Origin of the sequence: Candidatus Poriferisodalis sp. (assembly GCF_965214215.1) — a bacterium.
GTDB lineage: Bacteria > Actinomycetota > Acidimicrobiia > Acidimicrobiales > Poriferisodalaceae > Poriferisodalis.
In genome coordinates this window covers 2120195-2139771 of the sequence record NZ_CBDCBD010000003.1, presented here as the reverse complement: position 1 = coordinate 2139771, position 19577 = coordinate 2120195, and the positions used below count along the sequence as shown (strand labels likewise).

At 69.2% G+C, this 19577-nt stretch carries 21 protein-coding genes; all 21 read right to left on the bottom strand.

The window, feature by feature from the left end:
• Positions 1-65: 65 nt before the first annotated feature.
• The 21 genes from metK to ACOOF5_RS12020 all read right to left on the bottom strand — a co-directional run bounded on the left by metK (position 66) and on the right by ACOOF5_RS12020 (position 19577).
• Positions 66-1226 (bottom strand): methionine adenosyltransferase, encoded by a 1161-nt coding sequence (gene metK / locus ACOOF5_RS12120; protein ID WP_420439474.1) that lies wholly within the window; start codon positions 1224-1226, stop codon positions 66-68.
• Positions 1227-1321: 95 nt separating this feature from the next.
• Positions 1322-2575 (bottom strand): bifunctional phosphopantothenoylcysteine decarboxylase/phosphopantothenate--cysteine ligase CoaBC, encoded by a 1254-nt coding sequence (coaBC, locus tag ACOOF5_RS12115; protein ID WP_420439472.1) that lies wholly within the window; start codon positions 2573-2575, stop codon positions 1322-1324.
• 8 nt (positions 2576-2583) lie between these two features.
• Positions 2584-2922 (bottom strand): DNA-directed RNA polymerase subunit omega, encoded by a 339-nt coding sequence (gene rpoZ, locus ACOOF5_RS12110; protein ID WP_419839576.1) that lies wholly within the window; start codon positions 2920-2922, stop codon positions 2584-2586.
• A 13-nt stretch (positions 2923-2935) separates the two neighbouring features.
• Positions 2936-3538 carry a guanylate kinase gene (locus tag ACOOF5_RS12105; RefSeq protein ID WP_420439469.1) on the bottom strand — a complete coding sequence of 201 codons (603 nt, stop codon included), beginning with the start codon at positions 3536-3538 and terminating at the stop codon, positions 2936-2938.
• A gap of 10 nt (positions 3539-3548) precedes the next feature.
• Positions 3549-3884 (bottom strand): integration host factor, actinobacterial type, encoded by a 336-nt coding sequence (gene mihF, locus ACOOF5_RS12100; RefSeq protein ID WP_420439467.1) that lies wholly within the window; start codon positions 3882-3884, stop codon positions 3549-3551.
• A gap of 181 nt (positions 3885-4065) precedes the next feature.
• Positions 4066-4833, bottom strand: a complete 768-nt coding sequence (gene pyrF, locus ACOOF5_RS12095) for an orotidine-5'-phosphate decarboxylase (protein ID WP_420439465.1) — start codon at positions 4831-4833, stop codon at positions 4066-4068.
• A complete protein-coding gene (locus ACOOF5_RS12090) occupies positions 4830-5786 on the bottom strand; it encodes a dihydroorotate dehydrogenase (protein WP_420439463.1) in 957 nt (318 codons plus the stop codon). The genes pyrF and ACOOF5_RS12090 overlap by 4 nt, the downstream gene beginning before the upstream one ends.
• 139 nt (positions 5787-5925) lie before the next feature.
• Positions 5926-9267, bottom strand: a complete 3342-nt coding sequence (gene carB / locus ACOOF5_RS12085) for a carbamoyl-phosphate synthase large subunit (RefSeq protein ID WP_420439461.1) — start codon at positions 9265-9267, stop codon at positions 5926-5928.
• A 108-nt stretch (positions 9268-9375) separates the two neighbouring features.
• Positions 9376-10554: a glutamine-hydrolyzing carbamoyl-phosphate synthase small subunit gene (gene carA, locus ACOOF5_RS12080; RefSeq protein WP_420439459.1), complete on the bottom strand. Its 1179-nt coding sequence runs from the start codon at positions 10552-10554 to the stop codon at positions 9376-9378.
• A complete protein-coding gene (locus ACOOF5_RS12075) occupies positions 10551-11912 on the bottom strand; it encodes a dihydroorotase (RefSeq protein ID WP_420439457.1) in 1362 nt (453 codons plus the stop codon). Before ACOOF5_RS12075 ends, carA begins: the two co-directional genes overlap by 4 nt.
• On the bottom strand, positions 11905-12978 hold the full coding sequence (locus ACOOF5_RS12070) for an aspartate carbamoyltransferase catalytic subunit (protein ID WP_420439455.1): 1074 nt from the start codon (positions 12976-12978) through the stop codon (positions 11905-11907). The genes ACOOF5_RS12075 and ACOOF5_RS12070 overlap by 8 nt, the downstream gene beginning before the upstream one ends.
• Positions 12975-13520 (bottom strand): bifunctional pyr operon transcriptional regulator/uracil phosphoribosyltransferase PyrR, encoded by a 546-nt coding sequence (gene pyrR, locus ACOOF5_RS12065; protein ID WP_420440975.1) that lies wholly within the window; start codon positions 13518-13520, stop codon positions 12975-12977. The genes ACOOF5_RS12070 and pyrR overlap by 4 nt, the downstream gene beginning before the upstream one ends.
• Before the next feature lie 188 nt (positions 13521-13708).
• Positions 13709-14023: a hypothetical protein gene (locus ACOOF5_RS12060; protein WP_420439453.1), complete on the bottom strand. Its 315-nt coding sequence runs from the start codon at positions 14021-14023 to the stop codon at positions 13709-13711.
• Positions 14020-14241: a hypothetical protein gene (locus tag ACOOF5_RS12055; RefSeq protein WP_420439451.1), complete on the bottom strand. Its 222-nt coding sequence runs from the start codon at positions 14239-14241 to the stop codon at positions 14020-14022. Before ACOOF5_RS12055 ends, ACOOF5_RS12060 begins: the two co-directional genes overlap by 4 nt.
• A 4-nt stretch (positions 14242-14245) precedes the next feature.
• Positions 14246-14635 carry a hypothetical protein gene (locus ACOOF5_RS12050; protein ID WP_420439449.1) on the bottom strand — a complete coding sequence of 130 codons (390 nt, stop codon included), beginning with the start codon at positions 14633-14635 and terminating at the stop codon, positions 14246-14248.
• Positions 14636-14720: 85 nt separating this feature from the next.
• Complete coding sequence (locus ACOOF5_RS12045; RefSeq protein WP_420439447.1) at positions 14721-15143, bottom strand: hypothetical protein; 423 nt, start codon at positions 15141-15143, stop codon at positions 14721-14723.
• Between the two features lie 123 nt (positions 15144-15266).
• On the bottom strand, positions 15267-15683 hold the full coding sequence (locus tag ACOOF5_RS12040; protein WP_420439445.1) for a hypothetical protein: 417 nt from the start codon (positions 15681-15683) through the stop codon (positions 15267-15269).
• Positions 15684-15821: 138 nt separating this feature from the next.
• Positions 15822-16037 carry a hypothetical protein gene (locus ACOOF5_RS12035; protein WP_420439444.1) on the bottom strand — a complete coding sequence of 72 codons (216 nt, stop codon included), beginning with the start codon at positions 16035-16037 and terminating at the stop codon, positions 15822-15824.
• Positions 16038-16117: 80 nt separating this feature from the next.
• Positions 16118-16924 carry a type II secretion system F family protein gene (locus ACOOF5_RS12030; RefSeq protein ID WP_420439442.1) on the bottom strand — a complete coding sequence of 269 codons (807 nt, stop codon included), beginning with the start codon at positions 16922-16924 and terminating at the stop codon, positions 16118-16120.
• Positions 16882-17655, bottom strand: coding sequence for a hypothetical protein (locus ACOOF5_RS12025; RefSeq protein WP_420439440.1), 774 nt, complete (start codon positions 17653-17655; stop codon positions 16882-16884). The genes ACOOF5_RS12030 and ACOOF5_RS12025 overlap by 43 nt, the downstream gene beginning before the upstream one ends.
• Positions 17649-19577, bottom strand: a complete 1929-nt coding sequence (locus ACOOF5_RS12020; protein WP_420439438.1) for an ATPase, T2SS/T4P/T4SS family — start codon at positions 19575-19577, stop codon at positions 17649-17651. Before ACOOF5_RS12020 ends, ACOOF5_RS12025 begins: the two co-directional genes overlap by 7 nt.

Genomic DNA, 19577 nt, shown 5'->3' with positions numbered 1-19577 from the left:
TGCCGGATCGCGGGAGCACAGGCTCATGCCGCCACCCCAGCGGGCGCACGTACCAGCGCGCCCCCCTACAGCCCCAGTGCCGACTTCAATTCGTCGACGCGATCAAGACGCTCCCAGGGAAACGTTGCGCCGTCGGATTCCCGGCCGAAGTGGCCGTATGCAGCTGTGGTCTGGAAGATCGGCTGGCGCAGATTCAAGTCTTTCAGCAGTGCTGCGGGGCGCAGGTCGAACACGTCGGTCACCGCCGAGGCAATGGCGTCAGGATCGACGGCCGACGTCCCGAACGTCTCGGTGAGCAGCGAGACCGGTTCGGCACGGCCGATGGCGTACGCCACCTGAATCTCGCAGCGATCCGCTGCGCCGGCGGCCACAATGTTCTTCGCTGCCCAGCGAGCGCCGTATGCGGCCGACCGGTCCACTTTGGAAGGGTCCTTGCCGCTGAAGGCACCCCCGCCGTGACGTGCGTAGCCGCCGTAGGTGTCGACGATGATCTTGCGCCCGGTCAGCCCGGCGTCGGCGACGGGCCCGCCGCTGACGAAGCTGCCCGACGGGTTCACCAGCAGCTCGAATTCGTCGTCGGCGAATCGCGCGGGCAGCGTCGGCCTGATGACGTGCTCTGCCAGATCGGGACGCATCATGGCGTCGATCTCGATCCCGTCCCGGTGCTGTGCCGACACGACGACTGTGCGGAGCGCGACCGGCTCGCCGTCTTGGTACTCGAAGCTCACCTGCGTCTTGCCGTCGGGGCGCAGGTACGGGATACGGCCCGACCGGCGGGCTTCGGTGAGCTGCTCGGCCATGCGGTGCGCGATGTGAATCGGCAGCGGCATGTACGCATCGGTTTCCCGGCAGGCGTAGCCGAACATCATTCCCTGATCGCCTGCACCCTGATCGTCGCCGCCAAACACACCCTGGGTGATCTCGGGTGACTGCTCGTCGAGAGCGATCATCACGCCGCACGTGTTGCCGTCGAAACCGAGCTCGCCGTGGTCGTAGCCGATGCCGACAATGGTGTCGCGCACCACACGGGGAATGTCGACGTAGGCCTCGGTGGACACTTCGCCTGCCACGACCACCAACCCAGTGGTGACCAGCGTCTCCACTGCCACTCTGGCCCCTTCGTCCTCGGCGATCAGCGAGTCCAAGATGGCGTCGGAGATCTGGTCGGCCATCTTGTCGGGATGGCCTTCAGTCACCGATTCTGAGGTGAAAGTCCACTGGCTCACCGTGGCTCCAGATTCGATCGTGTTCGGCCTGTCGGAGCTGCTGAGTGCAGCAGCGCGGCAAGGTTAGACGGACGGAGCCGCATCCCAGCAGACTGTCAGCGGTGCGCGCCTGCGCGAAGTTCGGCAACCGTGTCCAGCACGGCGTCGGCGACCTCGCGCTTGGAGCAGATGGGCAGCGGGCGCGCGCTGCCGTCGGCCAGCAGGATCGTCACGATGTTGGTGTCGTGAGCGAATCCGGCCCCGTCGGCCGAGACGTCGTTGGCAACCATGACGTCGAGGTTCTTGCGGGACATCTTCTGCGCAGCGTTGTCGAGCACGTCAGCGGTCTCCGCGGCGAAACCCACCAGCACCTGGCCCGGCGGCTTTCGGGCCCCGAGACCGGCGAGTATGTCGTTGGTGTGCTCAAGCTCGATGACGGGGGCTTGCGCACGCTCGCCCGAGTTGCCCTTCTTGATCTTCTGCGGCGCAACGTCAACCGGCCGGAAGTCGGCCACTGCGGCGGCCATGACGATGACGTCGGCATCTGCATGCGCCCCGGTGGCGGCCTCCATCTCGGCGGCGGACTCGACGCGAACCTCCCGCACGCCTTCGGGCGGCGAGAGCGGGGCGCTCGTGATCAGCGTGACGTCCGCGCCACGGTCCCTGGCGGCGGTGGCGATGGCGTAGCCCTGCTTGCCCGAAGATCGGTTGCCGATGAAGCGCACCGGATCAATGGCCTCGCGGGTGCCGCCCGCGGTGACCGTGACGCTGAGGCCCGCGAAGTCGCGTTGCGCCGGCGGCGGCGACGCGTCGGCTGGGTCTCGTTCGGCAAGTCCGGCGAGCACCTCACCGACCGCAGCGAATATCGTGGCTGGCTCGGCAAGGCGACCCGTGCCGATGTCGCCGCCGGCCAGACGGCCCGCCTCGGGAACAACCATGTGCACTCCCCGGCCTCTCAGCACCTCGATGTTGTGCTGCACGGCATCGTGCTCCCACATCTCGGTGTGCATGGCTGGGCAGACCACGACCGGCGCTCGCGTGGCAAGCAGCGCAGCGGTGAGCAAGCCGTCGGAGATGCCGGCGGCGTAGCTGCCGATGACGCGCGCCGTGGCGGGTGCCACGACGATCACATCGGCAGTCTGGCCCAGCGTGGTGTGCGGGATCGGATCGTCCTCGCCGAAGATCGACGTCAGCACTCGCTCGCTGGCGAGGGCATCGAACGTAGCCCTGCCGACGAATCGCTGGGCCGCGGCGGTCATCACCGGGATGACGTGCGCACCGGCATCGACCATTAGCCGGCACAGAATCACGGCCTTGTATGCGGCGATGCCGCCGCTGACGCCGAGCACGACGCGGCGCCCTGCGAACACGGAACTGGCTACTCGTCGGGGTCGGGGACGACTTCGAGCATCGCCGCGTCGGCTTCCGCAGCAGCGAGCGCTTCGGCTTCGAGCCGTGCCCGCTCTTCAGGATCGAACCGTTCGAAGGTGATCTTGTCGGCGTCGATCTCCTCGAACGCGATCGAGAGCGGCTTGCGGGCGACCGAAGCCACCTGCGGCGGCACAACCGAGCCGATGCCGCCGTCGAGCTGGTTGTAATACGAGTTGATCTGCCGCGAGCGCATGGCGGCAAGGCTCACCAGCGTGAACTTCGAGTCGACCTTCGACAGAAGGTCTTCGAGCCCCGGGGTGATCATGGTGTCGGTTGACTCAGTCATCGCACGTTGCAGGCTACCGACGACTCGGCCGGGAGCGGGTGCGTTCGACGAACGCGGCGATCTCGCCCACCGTGCTGGAGATGTCGCGGTTGACCACGATGATGTCGGCCATCCGGTAGCCGACCGGCAGCTCCTCGTCTGCCTTGGCGAGCCGGCGTGCGACTTCTTCGTCGGGGTCGCCCCGCCGGCGCATGCGCCGTTCCTGCTCGGCCCGGCTCGGCGGCAGCACCATGATCACCAGCGCGCTGGGGTCGCGGTCGCGCACCGACACGGCGCCCTGCACGTCGATCTCGAGCACGAGATCCTGCTCGAGGTCGGGCGGCGGCATCGGTGTTCCGTAGCGGTACTCGAAAAAGTCGGCCCACTCCAAGAACCCCCCGGAGGTGATTCGGGCGTCGAACTCCTCGGCGGTCACGAACGTGTACGCCTCGGCTAGCTCCCCGACACGACGGGGTCGGGTCGTCCAGGACCGGCTCAACAGCAACGTGGGATCCTGCGCCACCAACTCAGCCACGATCGTGCCCTTGCCGGCCCCGCCCGGTCCGCACACCACGTAGAGGGTCACCCCCCAAGACGCGACGGGACTCGCAGCGCCGCTGGGCGCCGGGTCGGTCATACGACTGTATTCACGCGCCTGGGGCGGAATCCTGTGCGAAATGCTCGCTCAAACGGCGCCGCTGCGTCTCGCCGAGACCTCGCAGTCGCCGATTGTCGGCGATGCCAATCTCGGCCATCAGGCGGCGGGCCTTGACCTTGCCGAGACCCGGCATCGACTCCAAGGCAGCCAGTGCCTTGAGCTTGCCGACGTTCTCGACACTGTCTGCTTCGGCCAGCAACTCGTCGAAGGTGAGCAGGCCCATCTTCAACCGATGCTTGACGTTTGCGCGGACCTCGCGGGCTTCCTTGGCCTTGGCCAGCGCCTCGGCACGCTGGGAGTCACTCAGTTCAGGCAGCGGACTCATTGCCGTGCAGTGTAGCTACGCCGCAGATGGGCCTTGGAGGCCGCGCCGATAGGTAAGCCTTCCCGCTATCGCACCAGTTGCTTCCCGCTCTTGTTCGCTGTCGCTCACTGGCCGCTTGGGCCACGGCTTCGCCTATCGGCTCAGCCTCTTAGCGACACGGCTTCGCCGTTCGGCTCAGCCGCTACGGCGCCCCGAGCTCGGCGGCCACTTCGGCGACGATGGCTGCCGCCGCAGCCTCCGGGTCGGGCGCCCCGGTGACCGCCCGGCCGATGACGAGCACGTCGGCTCCTGCGGCCAGCGCCGACACGGGGGTAGCGACACGGCGTTGATCTGACCGCTCCGCCCCTGCGGGCCGGATGCCCGGTACGACGCGGAGCATCGCCGGTGCCGCCGCCGAGACCGTCGCCAGGTCGGGCGCAGCGCAGACAACGCCGCCGCAGCCGGCTTGTTGGGCCAGCGCGGCGCGGGCTGCCAGCACCTCAGGTGGAGCTTCTGTGTCTGAGGTGAGCACGGTGACGCCGAGCGCCAGCGGCTCGACGACGCCTGCGGTGCCACCCGGTGTATCAGCCGGGCGCGCAGCAGCACCGTCGGACAGTCCGCGGACCCCGGCGGCCAGCATGTCGTGGCCCCCCTGGGTGTGCAGCGTGAGTAGCCAGATGCCCAGCTCGCCCGCTCGCCGGGCGGCCCGCTCGACCGTGTTGGGGATGTCGTGCAGCTTGAGGTCCAAGAAGACCCGGCTGCCCGCCGCCACCAGGTCGCGAACAAGAGCGGGACCCTCGGCGACGAAGAGCTCCAGGCCGACCTTCATGACGCCGAACTCGTCGCCGAAACGCTCCACGAGATCCATGGCGGAAGCCCGGTCCCCCACGTCGAGCGCGAGGGCCAGGCGGTCGCGCGCCGGCGCTGCTGGGAGCCTCGACGGCTGCGCGGCTGCTGCGGGCGGGTTCAAACGGGCTCCTGCGCTGCTGTTTCGGCGTCGGTGGCGGGGCCCGCAGCCGTTCGGGCGTGGTGGGCACGGCCGGTCAATTCCGCAGCGTTGCCCACGCCGTGCCGCTCGCACCAGCGAGCCAGCTCTTTGAGCACATTGCGGGGCGCTCGTGGGTCCCAAAACGATGCGGTGCCGACCTGGACGGCGCAGGCACCCGCTGCCATGAGCTCCACCGCGTGCTCCCCGTGCGCCACACCGCCGACGCCCACGATCGGCACATCTCCAAGCGCCGCACGTACGTCGTAGATCGCCCGCACGGCCACGGGTCGGATGGCCGGGCCCGACAGCCCCCCGCCGCCATTGCCGAGCGTGGGCTGCGCGGTCTCGGGGTCGATCGACATCCCGAACACGGTGTTGATGAGCGTCAGCGCCTCAGCGCCTGCGCCCAGGGCCGCCTCAGCGATCTCGACGAGATCGGTGACGTTGGGAGTGAGCTTGGCCCACACCGGCACGCCTGCCGCGCCGGATGCGCTGACGGCCTCAGCAGTGGCGACGGGGTCGCAGGCAAACATCTGGCCGCGGCCTTCGAGGTTCGGGCAGCTCACGTTCACCTCCAGTGCAGTGAGGCCGGCACCCGCGAGCGTTCCTGCCGCAGCGGCGTAGTCGTTCACGGTGCGGCCCCAGATGCTGGCCACGACGCGGGCACCCGTGCGTCGCAGGCGCGGCAATTCGTGCTCGAGCCATGCCTGCGCGCCGGGGTTCTGCAGGCCCACCGCGTTGAGCATCCCCGCAGGCGTGCCCACCACCCGAGGTGCCCGATTGCCTGCCCAGTCGAACGGGGACAGCGACTTGGTCACCACAGCGCCCAGCGATGCAAGGTCGACGTAGGCGCCGATCTCGGTGCCGTAGCCGGCGGTGCCAGAGGCAGTCATGACGGGGTTGGGCAGCTCCACGCTGCCGATCCGCACGGTCATGTCGATCGGCCCCGCAGCCCCCCGCTGAGAGGCTGAGCCGAATGGCGAAGCCGTGGCCCGAGCGGCCCGTGAGCGCAGCGAACTAGAGCGGGAAGCAAGAGGTGACGCAATGGAACGTTCCGCCAATCCGCGCACGTTCTTAGCCATGTTGACGCCGCATCGAGGCGTCCAGCTCGGCGTGGAATTCCTGCAACGGCCGAACTCGCAGGTCGCTGGCGAGCCACTCGCGCAAGCCCGTGGCGGCGGCTCGGGCGGCAGCGACGGTGGTCAGGCACGGGATGTGATGGGCACGCGCGGCTGCACGGATGTGGCGGCCGTCGAGCTGGGCGCCACGGCCGCGCGGCGTGTTGACGACCAGATCGATCCGGCCCGCGGAGATCAGCTGGACAGCGTCCTCGCCGGGCGATGTCTCGTGGCCGTCCACCGACAGCTTTGCCACTTCGACAGCGACGCTGACCTCGCTGGAGCGCAGGTATTCCGCGGTGCCCGATGTGGCGGCGATCTCGAAGCCGAGCCCGGTCAGCACCCGCGCCACCTCGAGCCCTTCGGGCTTGTCGCGGTCGGCAAGGGTGAGCAGCACGGTGCCGCTCGAGGGCAGCGCGTCGCCCGCGGCAATCTGGCTCTTGGCGAAAGCCAGACCGAAGCTGGCGTCGATGCCCATGACCTCACCGGTCGAGCGCATCTCGGGGCCGAGCACGGTGTCCACCGTGGGGAACCGGCCGAAGGGCAGCACGGCCTCCTTGACCGAGACATGGCGCGGCACTCCAGCCGTGGCGTGAAGCTGACCGTTGCAGGCCCACCCGGGCAGCATTCCCGCCGCCTCGAGTTCGTCCAGCGTCTCGCCCGCCATCACCCGCGACGCCGCCTTCGCGAGCGACACCCCGGTCGCCTTCGCCACGAACGGGACGGTGCGTGACGCCCTGGGGTTGGCCTCGATCACGAAGACCTCACCGGCCTTCACGGCGAATTGCACGTTCAGCAGCCCCACTACGCCCAGCGCCTCGGCAAGCTGGCGGGTGTGGGAAACGATGGTCTGCTGGGTCTCGATGCTGAGGCTCGGCGGCGGGATCGCGCAGGCGCTGTCGCCCGAGTGCACGCCAGCCTGCTCGACGTGCTCCATGATCCCGCCGAGCATCCAGGCGCCGGTGCGGTCCCGCAGCGAGTCGACGTCGACCTCGATGGCGTCTTCGAGGAAGTGGTCGACGAGCACCGGCCGCTCGGCCGACAGCCCGCCTTCGCGCCCGAGCGAGGAGAATTCCGCCAGCTCGGCCATAGTGGCGGCGAGCTCGTCGTGGTCGTAGACGACGGTCATGGCCCGACCGCCGAGCACGTAGCTGGGACGCACCAGCGCCGGAAAGCCGATCTGCGCGCAGATCGCCGCCGCCTCGGCCGGGCCCGCCGCGGTGCCGCCGGGCGGCTGCGGGATGGCGAGCGCCGCACACAGCGCATTCCAGCGCTCGCGGTCCTCGGCCAGGTCGATCGAGTCGGCGGGTGTGCCGCAGACCAGCGCCGCAGGCAGCTCAGCGGCCAGCTTCAGCGGCGTCTGGCCGCCGAGGCTCACGATGACGCCGACCGGGTCTTCCGCATCGATGATGTTGAGGACGTCCTCGGTGGTGAGCGGCTCGAAGTACAGGCGATCGGAGGTGTCGTAGTCGGTGGAGACCGTCTCGGGGTTGCAGTTCACCATCACGGTCTCATAGCCGGCCTCGCGCAGGGCGAAGCTGGCATGCACGCAGCAGTAGTCGAACTCGATGCCCTGGCCGATGCGGTTGGGGCCTGAGCCCAGGATGATCATGCGGGGGCGGGTGCCGGGACGGATCTCGTCTTCGTCCTCGTAGGTGGAGTAGTGGTACGGGGTGCGGGCGTCGAATTCGGCTGCGCAGGTGTCGACGGTCTTGAACGTGGCGCGCACGCCCGCCTCGAGGCGCGCTGCACGCACGTCGGCTTCGCTCACTCCCCACAGCCATGCGAGCTGCGCATCGGCGAAGCCGAGCTGCTTGGCCCGGCGCCAGGCGTGGCGCCCGAGCTTGCCCGGGCTGCCGACGGCCTCGAGCGCGGCACGTTCGTCGACGATGGCGAGCATCTGGTCGACGAACCACGGGTCGACACCGGTGGCAGCGCAGATCTCGTCGGGATCAACGCCGCGGCGCAGCAGCTCTCCCATCTCGAAGATTCGCTCGGGCGTGGGTGTGCAGATCGCTTGCGCCAGCTCGGCAGTGGAGCGCTTGGCGTACTGGGCCTCGCCTGCGTCGGCATTGAGGCCGAAGCGGCCCTGCTCGAGGCTGCGCAGCGCCTTTTGCAGGCTCTCGGGGAACGTGCGGCCGATGGCCATCACCTCGCCCACCGATTGCATCTGCGGACCGAGCACGCCGGACGCACCGGGCAGCTTCTCAAATGCCCAGCGCGGGATCTTCGTGACGACGTAGTCGATGGTCGGCTCGAAACTGGCAGGCGTCTCGCCGGTGATGTCGTTGGTGAGCTCATCGAGGGTGTAGCCCACCGCGAGTCGAGCGGCGATCTTGGCGATCGGGAAGCCGGTTGCCTTCGACGCCAGCGCCGAGCTGCGGCTGACGCGGGGGTTCATCTCGATGATGATCTGCTCGCCGTTGGCGGGGTTGACTGCGAACTGCACGTTCGAGCCGCCTGTCTCGACGCCGATGCGGCGGATGCAGGCAAAGGCCGCGTCGCGCATTTCCTGGTACTCGACGTCGGACAGGGTCTGGGTGGGCGCCACGGTGATCGAATCGCCCGTGTGCACGCCCATCGCGTCGAAGTTCTCGATGGAGCAGATCACCACGCAGTTGTCGGCGCGGTCGCGCATCACTTCGAGCTCGAATTCCTTCCAGCCCTTCACTGACTGCTCGATGAGGATCTCGCTGATCGGGCTGGCGTCGAGGCCCGCCGCTGCGGCTGTGGCGAACTCCTCGGGCGTGGTGGCGAAGCCGGTGCCCTCCCCGCCCAGGATGTAGGCGGGGCGGATGATGACCGGCAGGCCGATCTCGTCGATGGCCTCGCTGGCTTCGCCCATGTTGTGGGCGATGGCCGAGCGGGCACATTTCAGGCCGATCTCGGTCATCGCGCGGCGGAAGCGGTCGCGGTCCTCGGCGGTGTTGATGGCCTGCTCGGACGCCCCGATCATCTCGACGCCGTAGCGGTCGAGCACGCCGCTGTTGGAGAGCTCGGTGGCGAGATTCAGCGCCGTCTGGCCACCCAAGGTGGGCAGCAGCGCGTCGGGGCGCTCGCGGGCGATGATCGCCTCGAGCACCGCTGCGTCGAGCGGCTCGACGTAGGTGGCGTCGGCGAACTCGGGGTCGGTCATGATCGTGGCCGGGTTCGAGTTGGCCAGGATCACCCGGTAGCCCTCCTCGCGCAAGACACGGCAGGCCTGGGTGCCCGAGTAGTCGAACTCGCAGGCCTGGCCGATGACGATCGGCCCCGAGCCGATGATAAGGATCGAGCTGAGATCATCGCGGCGCGGCATCAGGTCGATCCCCCAAGAGGCTGCGCCGACAGGCACAGCCGTGGCCCGAGCGGCCCATGAGCGACAGCGAACAAGAGCGGGAAACAGTAGGTACGGCAACGAGAGGGTTCACCCATCGGCACGTCCTCCGAGACGACTGGCAGTGCCGTTGGGCCGGCGAGTGCCGCCCCAATAGGACGACATGAGGTCGGCGAAGCGGTCGAAGAGGTAGCGCGAGTCGTGCGGCCCGGGGCTGGCCTCGGGGTGATACTGCACGGCGAAAGCGGGCACGTCGCGGCAGGCGAACCCTTCGAGCGATCCGTCATTGAGGCAGACGTGGGTCTCGTCGACACCGGGCACCGAGCCCGACTCGATGGCGAAGTTGTGGTTCTGGCTGGTGATCTCGATGCGGCCGGTGGACTCGTCACGCACCGGCACGTTGCCGCCGTGGTGGCCGAAGGGCAGCTTGTAGGAGCGGCCTCCGAGCGCAAGCCCGAGCACTTGCTGGCCGAGGCAGATACCAAAGATCGGCACCTCGCCGAGCAGGTCGCCCAACGCGGTGGTGACGCTGCCGGCCATCTGGGGGTCGCCGGGACCGTTCGAGAGGAACACCCCGTGGGGCTCGCGGGCGAGCACCTCGTCGGCGGCGGTGCCTGCCGGCACGACCTCGACGGTTGCGATGCGCCCGAGATTCGCGGTAATGGCGCGCTTGATGCCCAGGTCGTAGGCGACCACGCGCCACGGCCCGTCGCCGACGGTGTATGGCTCGGCGGTGGTGACCTCGCTGACGAGATCGACTCCCGCGGTGCCGGGCTCGGCTTGGGCTTCGGCAGCGAGCCGAGCCAGTGCCGCATCGTCGGGCGCGGGGCCCAAGGCGCCGGGCATGGCGCCGCAGTCGCGCACATGTCGTGTGAGCCGCCGCGTGTCCACGCCGGCGATGCCGGCGATGCCGTGGCGGGCGAGGTAGGCGTCGAGGTCGCTGTCGGAACGCCAGTTGGAGCGACGGCGGGCCAGATCGCGGACAACGACGCCACGGCAGTAGGGGCGGCGAGACTCGGCGTCGGCGGCCGTTGTTCCGTAGTTGCCGATGTGGGGATAGGTGAACGCGATGATCTGGCCCGCGTACGACGGGTCGGTGATGACCTCCTGGTAGCCGGTCATCACCGTGTTGAACACGACCTCGCCCGAGGCCATCCCCCCCGGCCCAGGGGCGGGCGCGCCGATCGTCTCGCCCTCGAAGACCGTTCCGTCGGCGAGGACCAGTGCACCGGGCGCGGGTGCGGCGAGGTTGTCTGCGGCTGCGGTCATCGAGTCGTTCCTGCGGCGAGCGCAGCGACGGTACCGGCAGGGCTGCGCAGTACACCGCCGGCAACGAAAAGACGTCCGGCGACGACCGTCGCGGTCACCATTACGTCCATCTGGCGGTCTCGGTGCGGGGTGTTGCGCGCCATCGAGACCGAACCTCGCTCGGCCAAGTTCCAAGGGCGATCAAGATCGAGCACCGCGAGATTGGCCGGCTGTCCGGGCTCGATCGCACCGCCGCCCAGATGCGTGGCGCCAGTCAGCTCGGCGGGTCGCCAGGCGAGCGCGTCCAACGCTGTTTCGAGGCTGATCCGAGGGTGGCCGAAGACGATTGCAGCGCAGGTTTCCAGCGCCGCCACGCCGGGCAGCGCCTCGTCGAAGGGAAGGTCCTTCGCCTGCGGCGGCACCGGGGAGTGGCCACTGACCACAGCGTCGATGGCGCGGTCGTTGACGCCGGCGATGAGCGCCTCTCGATCGTCCAAGGTGCGGTACGGCGGCTCGGCGCGCATGAGCGTGTCGTAGCCGTCGGCATCGGCGTCGACGAAGACCAAGTGGTCGGCGGTGACCGATGCAGAGATGTCGAGGCCCTCGGCCTTGGCGGCGCGCACCAACTCGACAGTGCGGGCCGCACTGATGCGGTCGAGGTGCAGACGCCCTCCGGTGAGCCGTGCAACGCCGATGGCGGCGGCGGCGGCGAGCTCTTCGGAGACTGCGGGTTCGCCCGCCAGGCCCATCCGTGCCGACACTGCGCCCTCGGCCATGGCGGCCGTTCCGTGGAGATGCGCCGTGGCTGGGCGCACCGACACGGTCGCGCCGAGCGGCCCGGCGTACTGCAGGGCGCGGCGCAGCAGGCCGATGTCTGCCAGCGGGCACACGTCGGTGAACCAGCGGACACCAGCGTCGGCCAGCTCTGCCATCGGCGACAGGCGCAGCCCGGCCCGGTCGGCGGTGATCGTGGCAGCCGCGATGACGGCGCAGCATCCCGCGGCGGCGTTGCGGCGCAGCTCGGCAAGCTGGCCCAGACGGTCGAGCGGCGGATCAGTGTCGGGCTGTGCGAGCACCGCGGTGAACCCGCCGAGTGCTGCGGCCGCAGCAGCGGTGGCGACGGTCTCAGCCTCTTCGTTACCCGGCTCGCCGAGACGTGCGAACAAGTCGATCAGGCCCGAGGCGACGACGCACCCGGTTGCATCGACGACGTGCACCGAATCGTGGCGGTCTGTGCCGGGCGGGTCCACTGCCGCGATGTGTCCGTGGGCCACGGTGATGTCCGCACGCCGACGACCAGCACGCTCGACGATCTCGCCGCCCGCGAGCACAAACGGCTCGCCGGCGCTCGGCAGCGGCGTCTCCGACACTTCAAGCACCGTCCTGGCTCGTTGATGCGGGTGCGGGTTCGGCCCCGGTGATGTCTGCGTTCGGCAGCGCAGTTCCCGATCCGATCAGGCGGAACAGCACGGCCATGCGAGCGGCCACGCCGTGGGACACCTGCTGGGTGACCAGCACACGGTTCGCGGCAAGGTCTTCGAACACCGCGCCGGCGATCTCGATGCCGCGGTTCATCGGACCCGGATGGGTGATGACCGCGTCGGGCGCGAGGCGCTGGGCTCGCTCGGCGGTGAGTCCGTAACGAGCCACGTACTCGGGAACCGATCCGATCAGTCCGTCGATCATGCGCTCACGCTGGCAGCGCAGCAGACCCACCACATCGAGTTCGTCGAGCACGTCGTCGAAGCTGCGGGTGATCTCGACACGCTTGGCTGCTTCGGTCGGGAGCCAGCAGTCGATCCACTCACGCGGCTGGGCGGGCAGCAGCGTCGGCGGTGCGACCAGCACGATGCTGGCGCCGAGTGCGGTGTAGGCCTCGATGTCGCTGCGAGCAACGCGGCTGTGCACGATGTCGCCGACGATGGCTATGCGCCGCCCGGCCAGCGAGGGCTCATCAGTGTCGGGGGCACCTGGCTGGACGTCGGTCATCGGGGTGAAGTGCCGCCACAGCGTGTAGGCGTCTTGCAGGCCTTGGGTGGGATGGGCGTGCCATCCATCGCCGCCATTGAGCACAGCGACACCGTCATCGGCCCACCGGGCGATCTGGGCGGGCACCCCGGCGCTGCGATGTCGTATCACCGCCGCTTGGATGCCCATCGCCTGAACGGTTTCGAACGTGTCGCGGATCGACTCGCCCTTGGACAGCGACGACGAGGCCGCCGAGAAGTTGAGCACATCGGCAGACAGGCGCTTGGCAGCCGTCTCGAAGGCGAGCCGGGTCCGCGTGGATTCTTCGAAGAACAGCGTGGCCACGGTGCGGCCCCGCAGCGCTGGCACTCTGGGTATCGGCCGGCGGCCCACCTCCACGAAGCGATCGGTGAGCGACAGCATTTCGGCGATGCCTTCGGGGCCCAGCTCGCCGAGGGTCAGCAGATGCCCGCTCACTTGCGCATCTCCCCCAGCAAGACGCCCTCGAGCGTGACGTCCACCATCTCGTCGCGGCCGGTGGGCAGGTTCTTGCCGACGAAATCGGGGCGGATGGGCAGCTCTCGGTGACCGCGGTCGATCACCACGGCGAGCTGCACGGCGCGGGGCCGCCCGAAGTCGTTCAGGGCGTCGAGCGCGGCGCGGATGGTGCGGCCGGTGAACAGCACGTCGTCGACCAGCACGACAGTCATGCCGTCGAGGTCGAAGGGGATATCGGTGACTGCTTCGGCCATGACGGGGCGCAGGCCGATGTCGTCGCGGTGCATGACCACGTCGAGCGTGCCGAAGGGCACATCGGTGCCGTCAATCTCGAACAGCAGGCGCACGATGCGCAGCGCAACCTGCACGCCGCCAGTCTGCAGGCCGACCACCACCAGCTTGTCGAGGCCCTCGTTGCGCTCGATGATCTCGTGGCTGATGCGGGTGAGCGCCCGGTGGATCCCGCTGGAATCGAGAATGGTGGTCCGGGCAACAAAAACGCCCCCATAGGGGGGCGTCATACGTCGCTCGCGGTCTGCCACGCGCAGGTCCTTCCTGTCCGTACGGGCCTCACGGGACCCGCTTCACGGTCAGAATCGCACCCTAGCGCGGGCCTCCCGCGACGCAGCGCGCAATTTCACCTCCCGCTCACCAGCAACTTGGCGGCTCACTCATTGACGAGTTGCAGAGTGGCTCTTCGATCTCGTCGTCAGAGCTCGGGTGTACGCGTGGCGCCGACCTCGGCCCGTTGATCTTCATCGAGACCGTACGCCTCGCGTGCGTCCCGCTCATCCACGCCAAGTACCTCGCCGATCCGACGCCATGTGGCGCCGCCGGTGCGGGCCACGATGACTGCCCGGGCAACCTCGCGCTCGCACAGTGTTCGAGCCCGCATGGCTCGCTCGAGCAGGTATTCGGCGACCGGGACCTCGTGCGCCTCGGAGGGATCGAAGCCCTCAAAACAAGCCGCCAACTCATCAGCCTGCGAGCGGATTTCCTCGGCCGAACGGCGAACTGGACTCATTGGAGAAACTTATCCCGCGCAGGCATCGCATGGATGATGACGTCGTGCTCCTCGCCTTCTTCGACGCCGATCTCCAAGAGGTTCCCGCCCCAGTCGCCGCCAACGAGCAGTACACGATTTTCTTGGCGGTAGGACCGGATTGGGTTTCGGTAGGCGTGCATCATGTCCTCTTCGGCAATCCCATGCTTGAACGCGTTCGCCGCGACAGACGGGATCACGGGGTCAGGGTCCCGAGCTCGGCGAGGTACAGGCTGGGAGGCTGGTGCCGGCCAGATCGGCAACGTCGAGCTTGCTGAGGTCGAGCGCGTGGCGGCCGTGTGCTGGGGCGAGGCCCCGCAAGACCACGGGCGACCATTCCAACGACACGTCGGCTCTGACGGCATCGCCGCGTCGGCACACCTCGCAGGCGGGGGCAGCGCAGCCAGGCGGTGGGATGCACCGTTGAGAGGTGCTGCTGCGGACCGCGCATGAGTCGAGCGTGACGGTCGCCACCCTGCGGGCCTCGTTCGCCGCGTGGTTGCGCAGCCCGATGGCTTGGGCGGTGTCGGCTGCTGCTGCGCTGAACAGCGCGCACATCGCCGCCAGCGCCAGTGCGACCAATGGCGTGCTCATGGCCGGGTGCTCGGTCGCGCAGGTGCGAACGTCTTGTCGCGGGAATCGGCGGCGCCGAGGTGTGGTTCGAAATCGAGGACCGTGCTCATGGGCTCGGACCTGGTTGCACGGGCACCGGCACCGCTGCGGAGAACCGGACGGTGTCTGCGAAGAACGGCGACACCGCCAGCGGGCAGCTCACCTCGACACTGAGTGCGGCGGGCTCGTCGCGGTCCGATATGCGATGCGTCTGGGCGATGACAGCGAATCGGGGATCGCCGGTATCGCAGTCGGCGACCGCCGCTGCACCGACGACCCGTTCAGCGATGTCGGCGGCATAGCCGTCCAGCTCGGCGGGTGTGGCACCGGCCGGCGGCGTCGCGAGGGCGCTGGCGGCGTAGTGCGCCGCTTCGATGCTCGCCGCTTTGACGCTGGTCGAGGCTCGGGTCGCGTCGCCCGAGTAATCCACCAGCCAGATGCCGAACACCAGCACAGCCACCACGCTGAGCATCCCGACGCTCTCATCCATGATCTGGCCTCCGCTGCGGCAGCACCTGGGAGACTCGCCGCCGATGAGCTAGCCGGCGATGAGCCGGCTGTCCGTCGGACAAGCGTCCATGTGATTCCCCGGCCAGTCGGGCGGCGGCGCTGCTCAGCACGGCGGCGCCACCGGCGCTCGCAGCGCAGCACCCTCGGCGGACGGCGGGCGTCGACAGGCCACGCCGAGCGCTTCGCGCGATCCCAGCCAGCCCCCCGAAGACACCCGCACCGACACGATGATCGAGCAAGTGCCATCGGCCCGAACTTCGACGGCGGTGGGCTGCACGGCGGCGAGCTGAGCGGTGCGGCTCACCGTTACCCGAGCAGCTGTAGCCGCTGCGTCGGGTGGCAGGTTCGCCTCGCTGCAGTCCCAGTTCGGCGGCACAAGATCGGTCACGGCGACAGCGGCGGCATCAGCCGCGCCCTGCGCCGCCGCAGCACCCACCTGCCGGGTGAACAGCGAGACCACCAGCCCCAAGAACACCACCAGCACGCTGAACAACCGCAGGATCGAAACCGGACTATCCACGCTGAATCCCACTTCGCCGTCGCGAGATCGGCAACGCTCCGCTAGAGGCATCTGGCCGGCGCCGGACGGCACCGAAGCCGTGCAGTTGAGATGACGGCGTCAACTGATTTCGACTGATCCGCAAACTGCGACACACCTCTATGGCCCGCATACACCGCTCTTCCACTTTGACGACGGATCGGTGCCGTACACCGCGTCGCAGAGTTCCTTTGAATTGATCTTGGAATTGTCAACGTCATCGGACGTCGATTGAGGGGCGTTGCTGCTGAGGGTGCTCCACATGACTGCTACGACCAGCACCGAGGCGGCGACGGCGGCGGCGATGAAGATCAGCTTGGTTACCGGTGAATCCATGAGTCTGCTCCTTGCCCGTTTCTGCGGGCGGTTGGGTTGTCGGGTTCGGAGAAATCGCATGCGGCGCTCATCGGCTGTCTTCACACGCTCGGCAGGGTCATGACGACGGTCACCATGACGACGGCGGAGGCGACGACCGCGAGCAGCGACGCCGAAGCGCCGACGGATCGGCCGAGGCGGTCGATGGCTTCGCGGCGACGATCGTCGATGGCTCGCACGACGCGGTCCAGCACACGGTCCAGCAGTTGCGATGCGGCGGCACCGGACCGCTCCGCGGCTTCCACCGTGCGCAACAGCGAGGCGGTCGGCGAGTCGGCCAGCTGCGTCGCTACCGCGGCGAGCGGGTCGCGGCCACCGATCACCGCAGCATTGACGGCGCCGGCGGCGGGTGCGAATGCCGAATCGGAAACGCGCTCGGCCGCGTCGAGCACAGCCACGCTGATGGGCCGTCCGGCTGCCACGAACAACCGGATGCGTCGTAGCCACAGCAGCACGGCACCGTCGAGCCGACGACGGTGACCCGACAGCACGGCGCCGACGATCACGGCGGGCACCGCCCACGACGCCACCACGGCAACCAGCAGCGACCACGCCAAGGCTGACTCGGGTGACGACGCGCCCTGCGCAGGCAGCCGGGCCCCGGCGACGAATCCCACACCGATTGCGGCAACTGCCACCGCGGCGGTGATCATCGTGAGCCGAGCGGTGCTCCAGCCGAGCGCCGCCAACTGCCTGCGGCTCCGGCGCTTGCGCTCACTCACCGAGATCGAACTGAGTGCCGCAGCCGCGCCGGTCCCCGCCATGGCCCACAGCGCGATGATCCCGAGCGGCGGGAGGGCGCCGATCATCGCAGCATCTCCCAGGCTGACGCCAGCGGGCGTGCGCACAGCGCAACACCCACCAGCGTGGCTGCAAGACCGACGCGCTGACCCTGCGGCCCGCTCAGCCATGCCCATGCGTCAGGACTCACGAGCGCGCTGCCGAGCGCAACGGCCGCACCGAGCGCGGCGGCGAGGCCGAGTTGGGGCAGGTTCGCCGCGACGTGGCGATGAAAGTGCCGGGCAGTTGACGCCGCCTCAGCCGCCTCGGCTTCTACGACCTCCAGGATCGGCACCCACTCCCCGCCGCTGACCGCTGCGACAGCGACTGCGTCGGCCAGCCACGCGGCGACGACGCCCTCGTCACCGGCCGCGAACCGCTGCGCGGCCGCTTCCACGCCGATGCTGCGACACTCGGCGACGAACCGAGTCGCAGTCTCCGCTATCGGGCCCGAAGCCAGTGGCGCAGCCGTCTCGAGCGCGTCCACCACTGTCCGCGAAACCTGCGCCTGGTTGGCCAAGACTGCTGCGAACTGCGCTACCGACTCCGCAGCCGCCACGTGCCTGCGGCTGCGCATCATCGTCGCAGCACACCACGCGCAGACTCCGGCCACCCCGCCGGCCAGCCCCGCAGCAGCAGGCCCGAACAGCAGGCCGATGAGCAGGGCTGCGAGCCCGCTGGTCAGCCACGGCCAGCGGGTCGAGCGGCCCTCGATGCGACGGGCACGGGCGACATCGCCGAACAGTGCCCACAACGCAGCACCGGCACCGGCCGAACCGAGCACCGCGAACCTCAGCACGCGGTCTCCTCACCGACGAGCGGCTCGTACGGCGGCGGGTCCTCAATGGGCACGAGGGGGCCGGGATCCCACAGCAGGTCGCCCCGCCGGCTGTTATCAGCCGACGCCGGCTCGAACGTCGGCGCCCCGGGCTGTGGCAAGGGCGGCGCGCCTGTGACCGGGCCCGCATCCGGCGACAGCGCGGTCCCAGCAACGGGAACGACGTCAGGTGCGGATGTGCGCTCGAGCACCGGCGGGTCCTCGGGAACGGGCGAACGCTCAGCAGCGGGCGGATCGCCGGGCGCAGGGGTGTCCACGATCTGGGAGAACAGCGTCGGTCCGTGCGGCAGCAGGTCGCTGCTGATCGCAACACCGGCGGCAGCGTAGATCTGAGCCACTCGACCTATCGGACAGCCCCGGGGGGTCGCCCAACGATCACCCGGGCGCAGCGCCCACAGGCATGTCGTGGAGATGACGCCGGACAGCTCGTCGATGCCGGTGAGCTGGGTGACGTCGGCCACCACCCGGTCCCCTGCGTCATTGCGCCCCAGCCAGACGCACAGGTCCACGGCCGACGCGATCTGACGGCGGGCGTAGTCGGGCTCGGCGCCCTCCGAGCAGGCGTATGCCACCAGCTTTTCGAGCACACCCTTGCCGGGCTGAGAGTGCAGCGTGACCAAACAGCCGTCGAGGCCCGATGACATGGCATCGAGCAGCGCCTCGCAGCCTTCGCCGCGGATCTCGCCCACCACGAGCTTGGCCGCATTGGCTCGCTTGGCGTCCCGGATGTGATCGGCCATGGAGTGGCGGCCATGACCGTCCTGGTTGGGATCGCGGGTCAATCGCTCGAAGGTGTTCGGATGAATGCCGTACTCGTGCAATCGCAGCTCGGGCGTGTCCTCGATGGTGTCGATGCGCTCGTGATCGGGCACCGCAGCGAGCAGTGCCTGACACAGCGTCGTCTTGCCGCCGCCCATCGCAGCTGCCACCACCACGTTCGCCCGCACCCGACCGGTGATGGCCTCGACGAGCATGCTGCCGAGCTCGGGCGACGCGACGCCGAGGTCGTCGAGGCGAATCCGGCCGGCCATGTTGGAGCGCAGCACCACGTTCGGCGGGCTGGTGACGAACGCCTCTGCATGAAGGCGCCAACGATCCCCGACGCGCACGTCGAGGCGCGGGTCCAACTCGTCGAAGCGCTGCGGGCGGTCGCCTGAATAGCCGGCCAGGAATCGCACGGCCTCGATGAGATCGGAGTCGGCGTCGAATGGCGAAGGGCGGCGCTCGACGCGGCCCCCGGCGTACTGCACCAGCATCGACTCACCGCCGCGGATCTGGAACTCTTCGACATCGGGCTCAGCCAGCAGGTCTTCCAACGCATCAGTGGCTGCGCGAGCGGCGTTGCGTCGACGCACGGCACCGTCGGAACGATCGAGCCGCTGCGGTGCACACGCGGCCGCCCTCAGCGAGCGGCCGAGCCGGTGCATCTGCCGGTATGCGCTGCGCGTGCCCATGCGCTTGATGCGCACGACCCGGTCCGCCCCGAGCGCTTCGGAGAGTTCTCCCGTGGGATCTGCGCGGTCCCCGCCAACCGCCGGCAGCCACACTGCGACCCGCGGCACAGTTGCCGAATCGGTGGCGTACCAGGCTCGCTTCACCCCGTCTGCGTCGGGGGGACCGGGCGCGGACGACACCACCGAAACACTGAGCAGCAGCACGATCTCGCTGGCCGCTGTTGCCGCGGCGGCGATGACGTCGTGCTCAGCACTGCTCGTCAACCACACCAAGCTCGGCTCGCCAGAGGCCTCAGGGAGCGACATCGACGCGACGTCGGACCAGACGAAGACCCGGCCGGCCGCCGTGGACAGCCCTGCGCGCAGTGCGTCACGGCACCAGTCGCGCGCCGACGGCCTCACGGCTTCGTCGCACAGCACGAGCAGCAC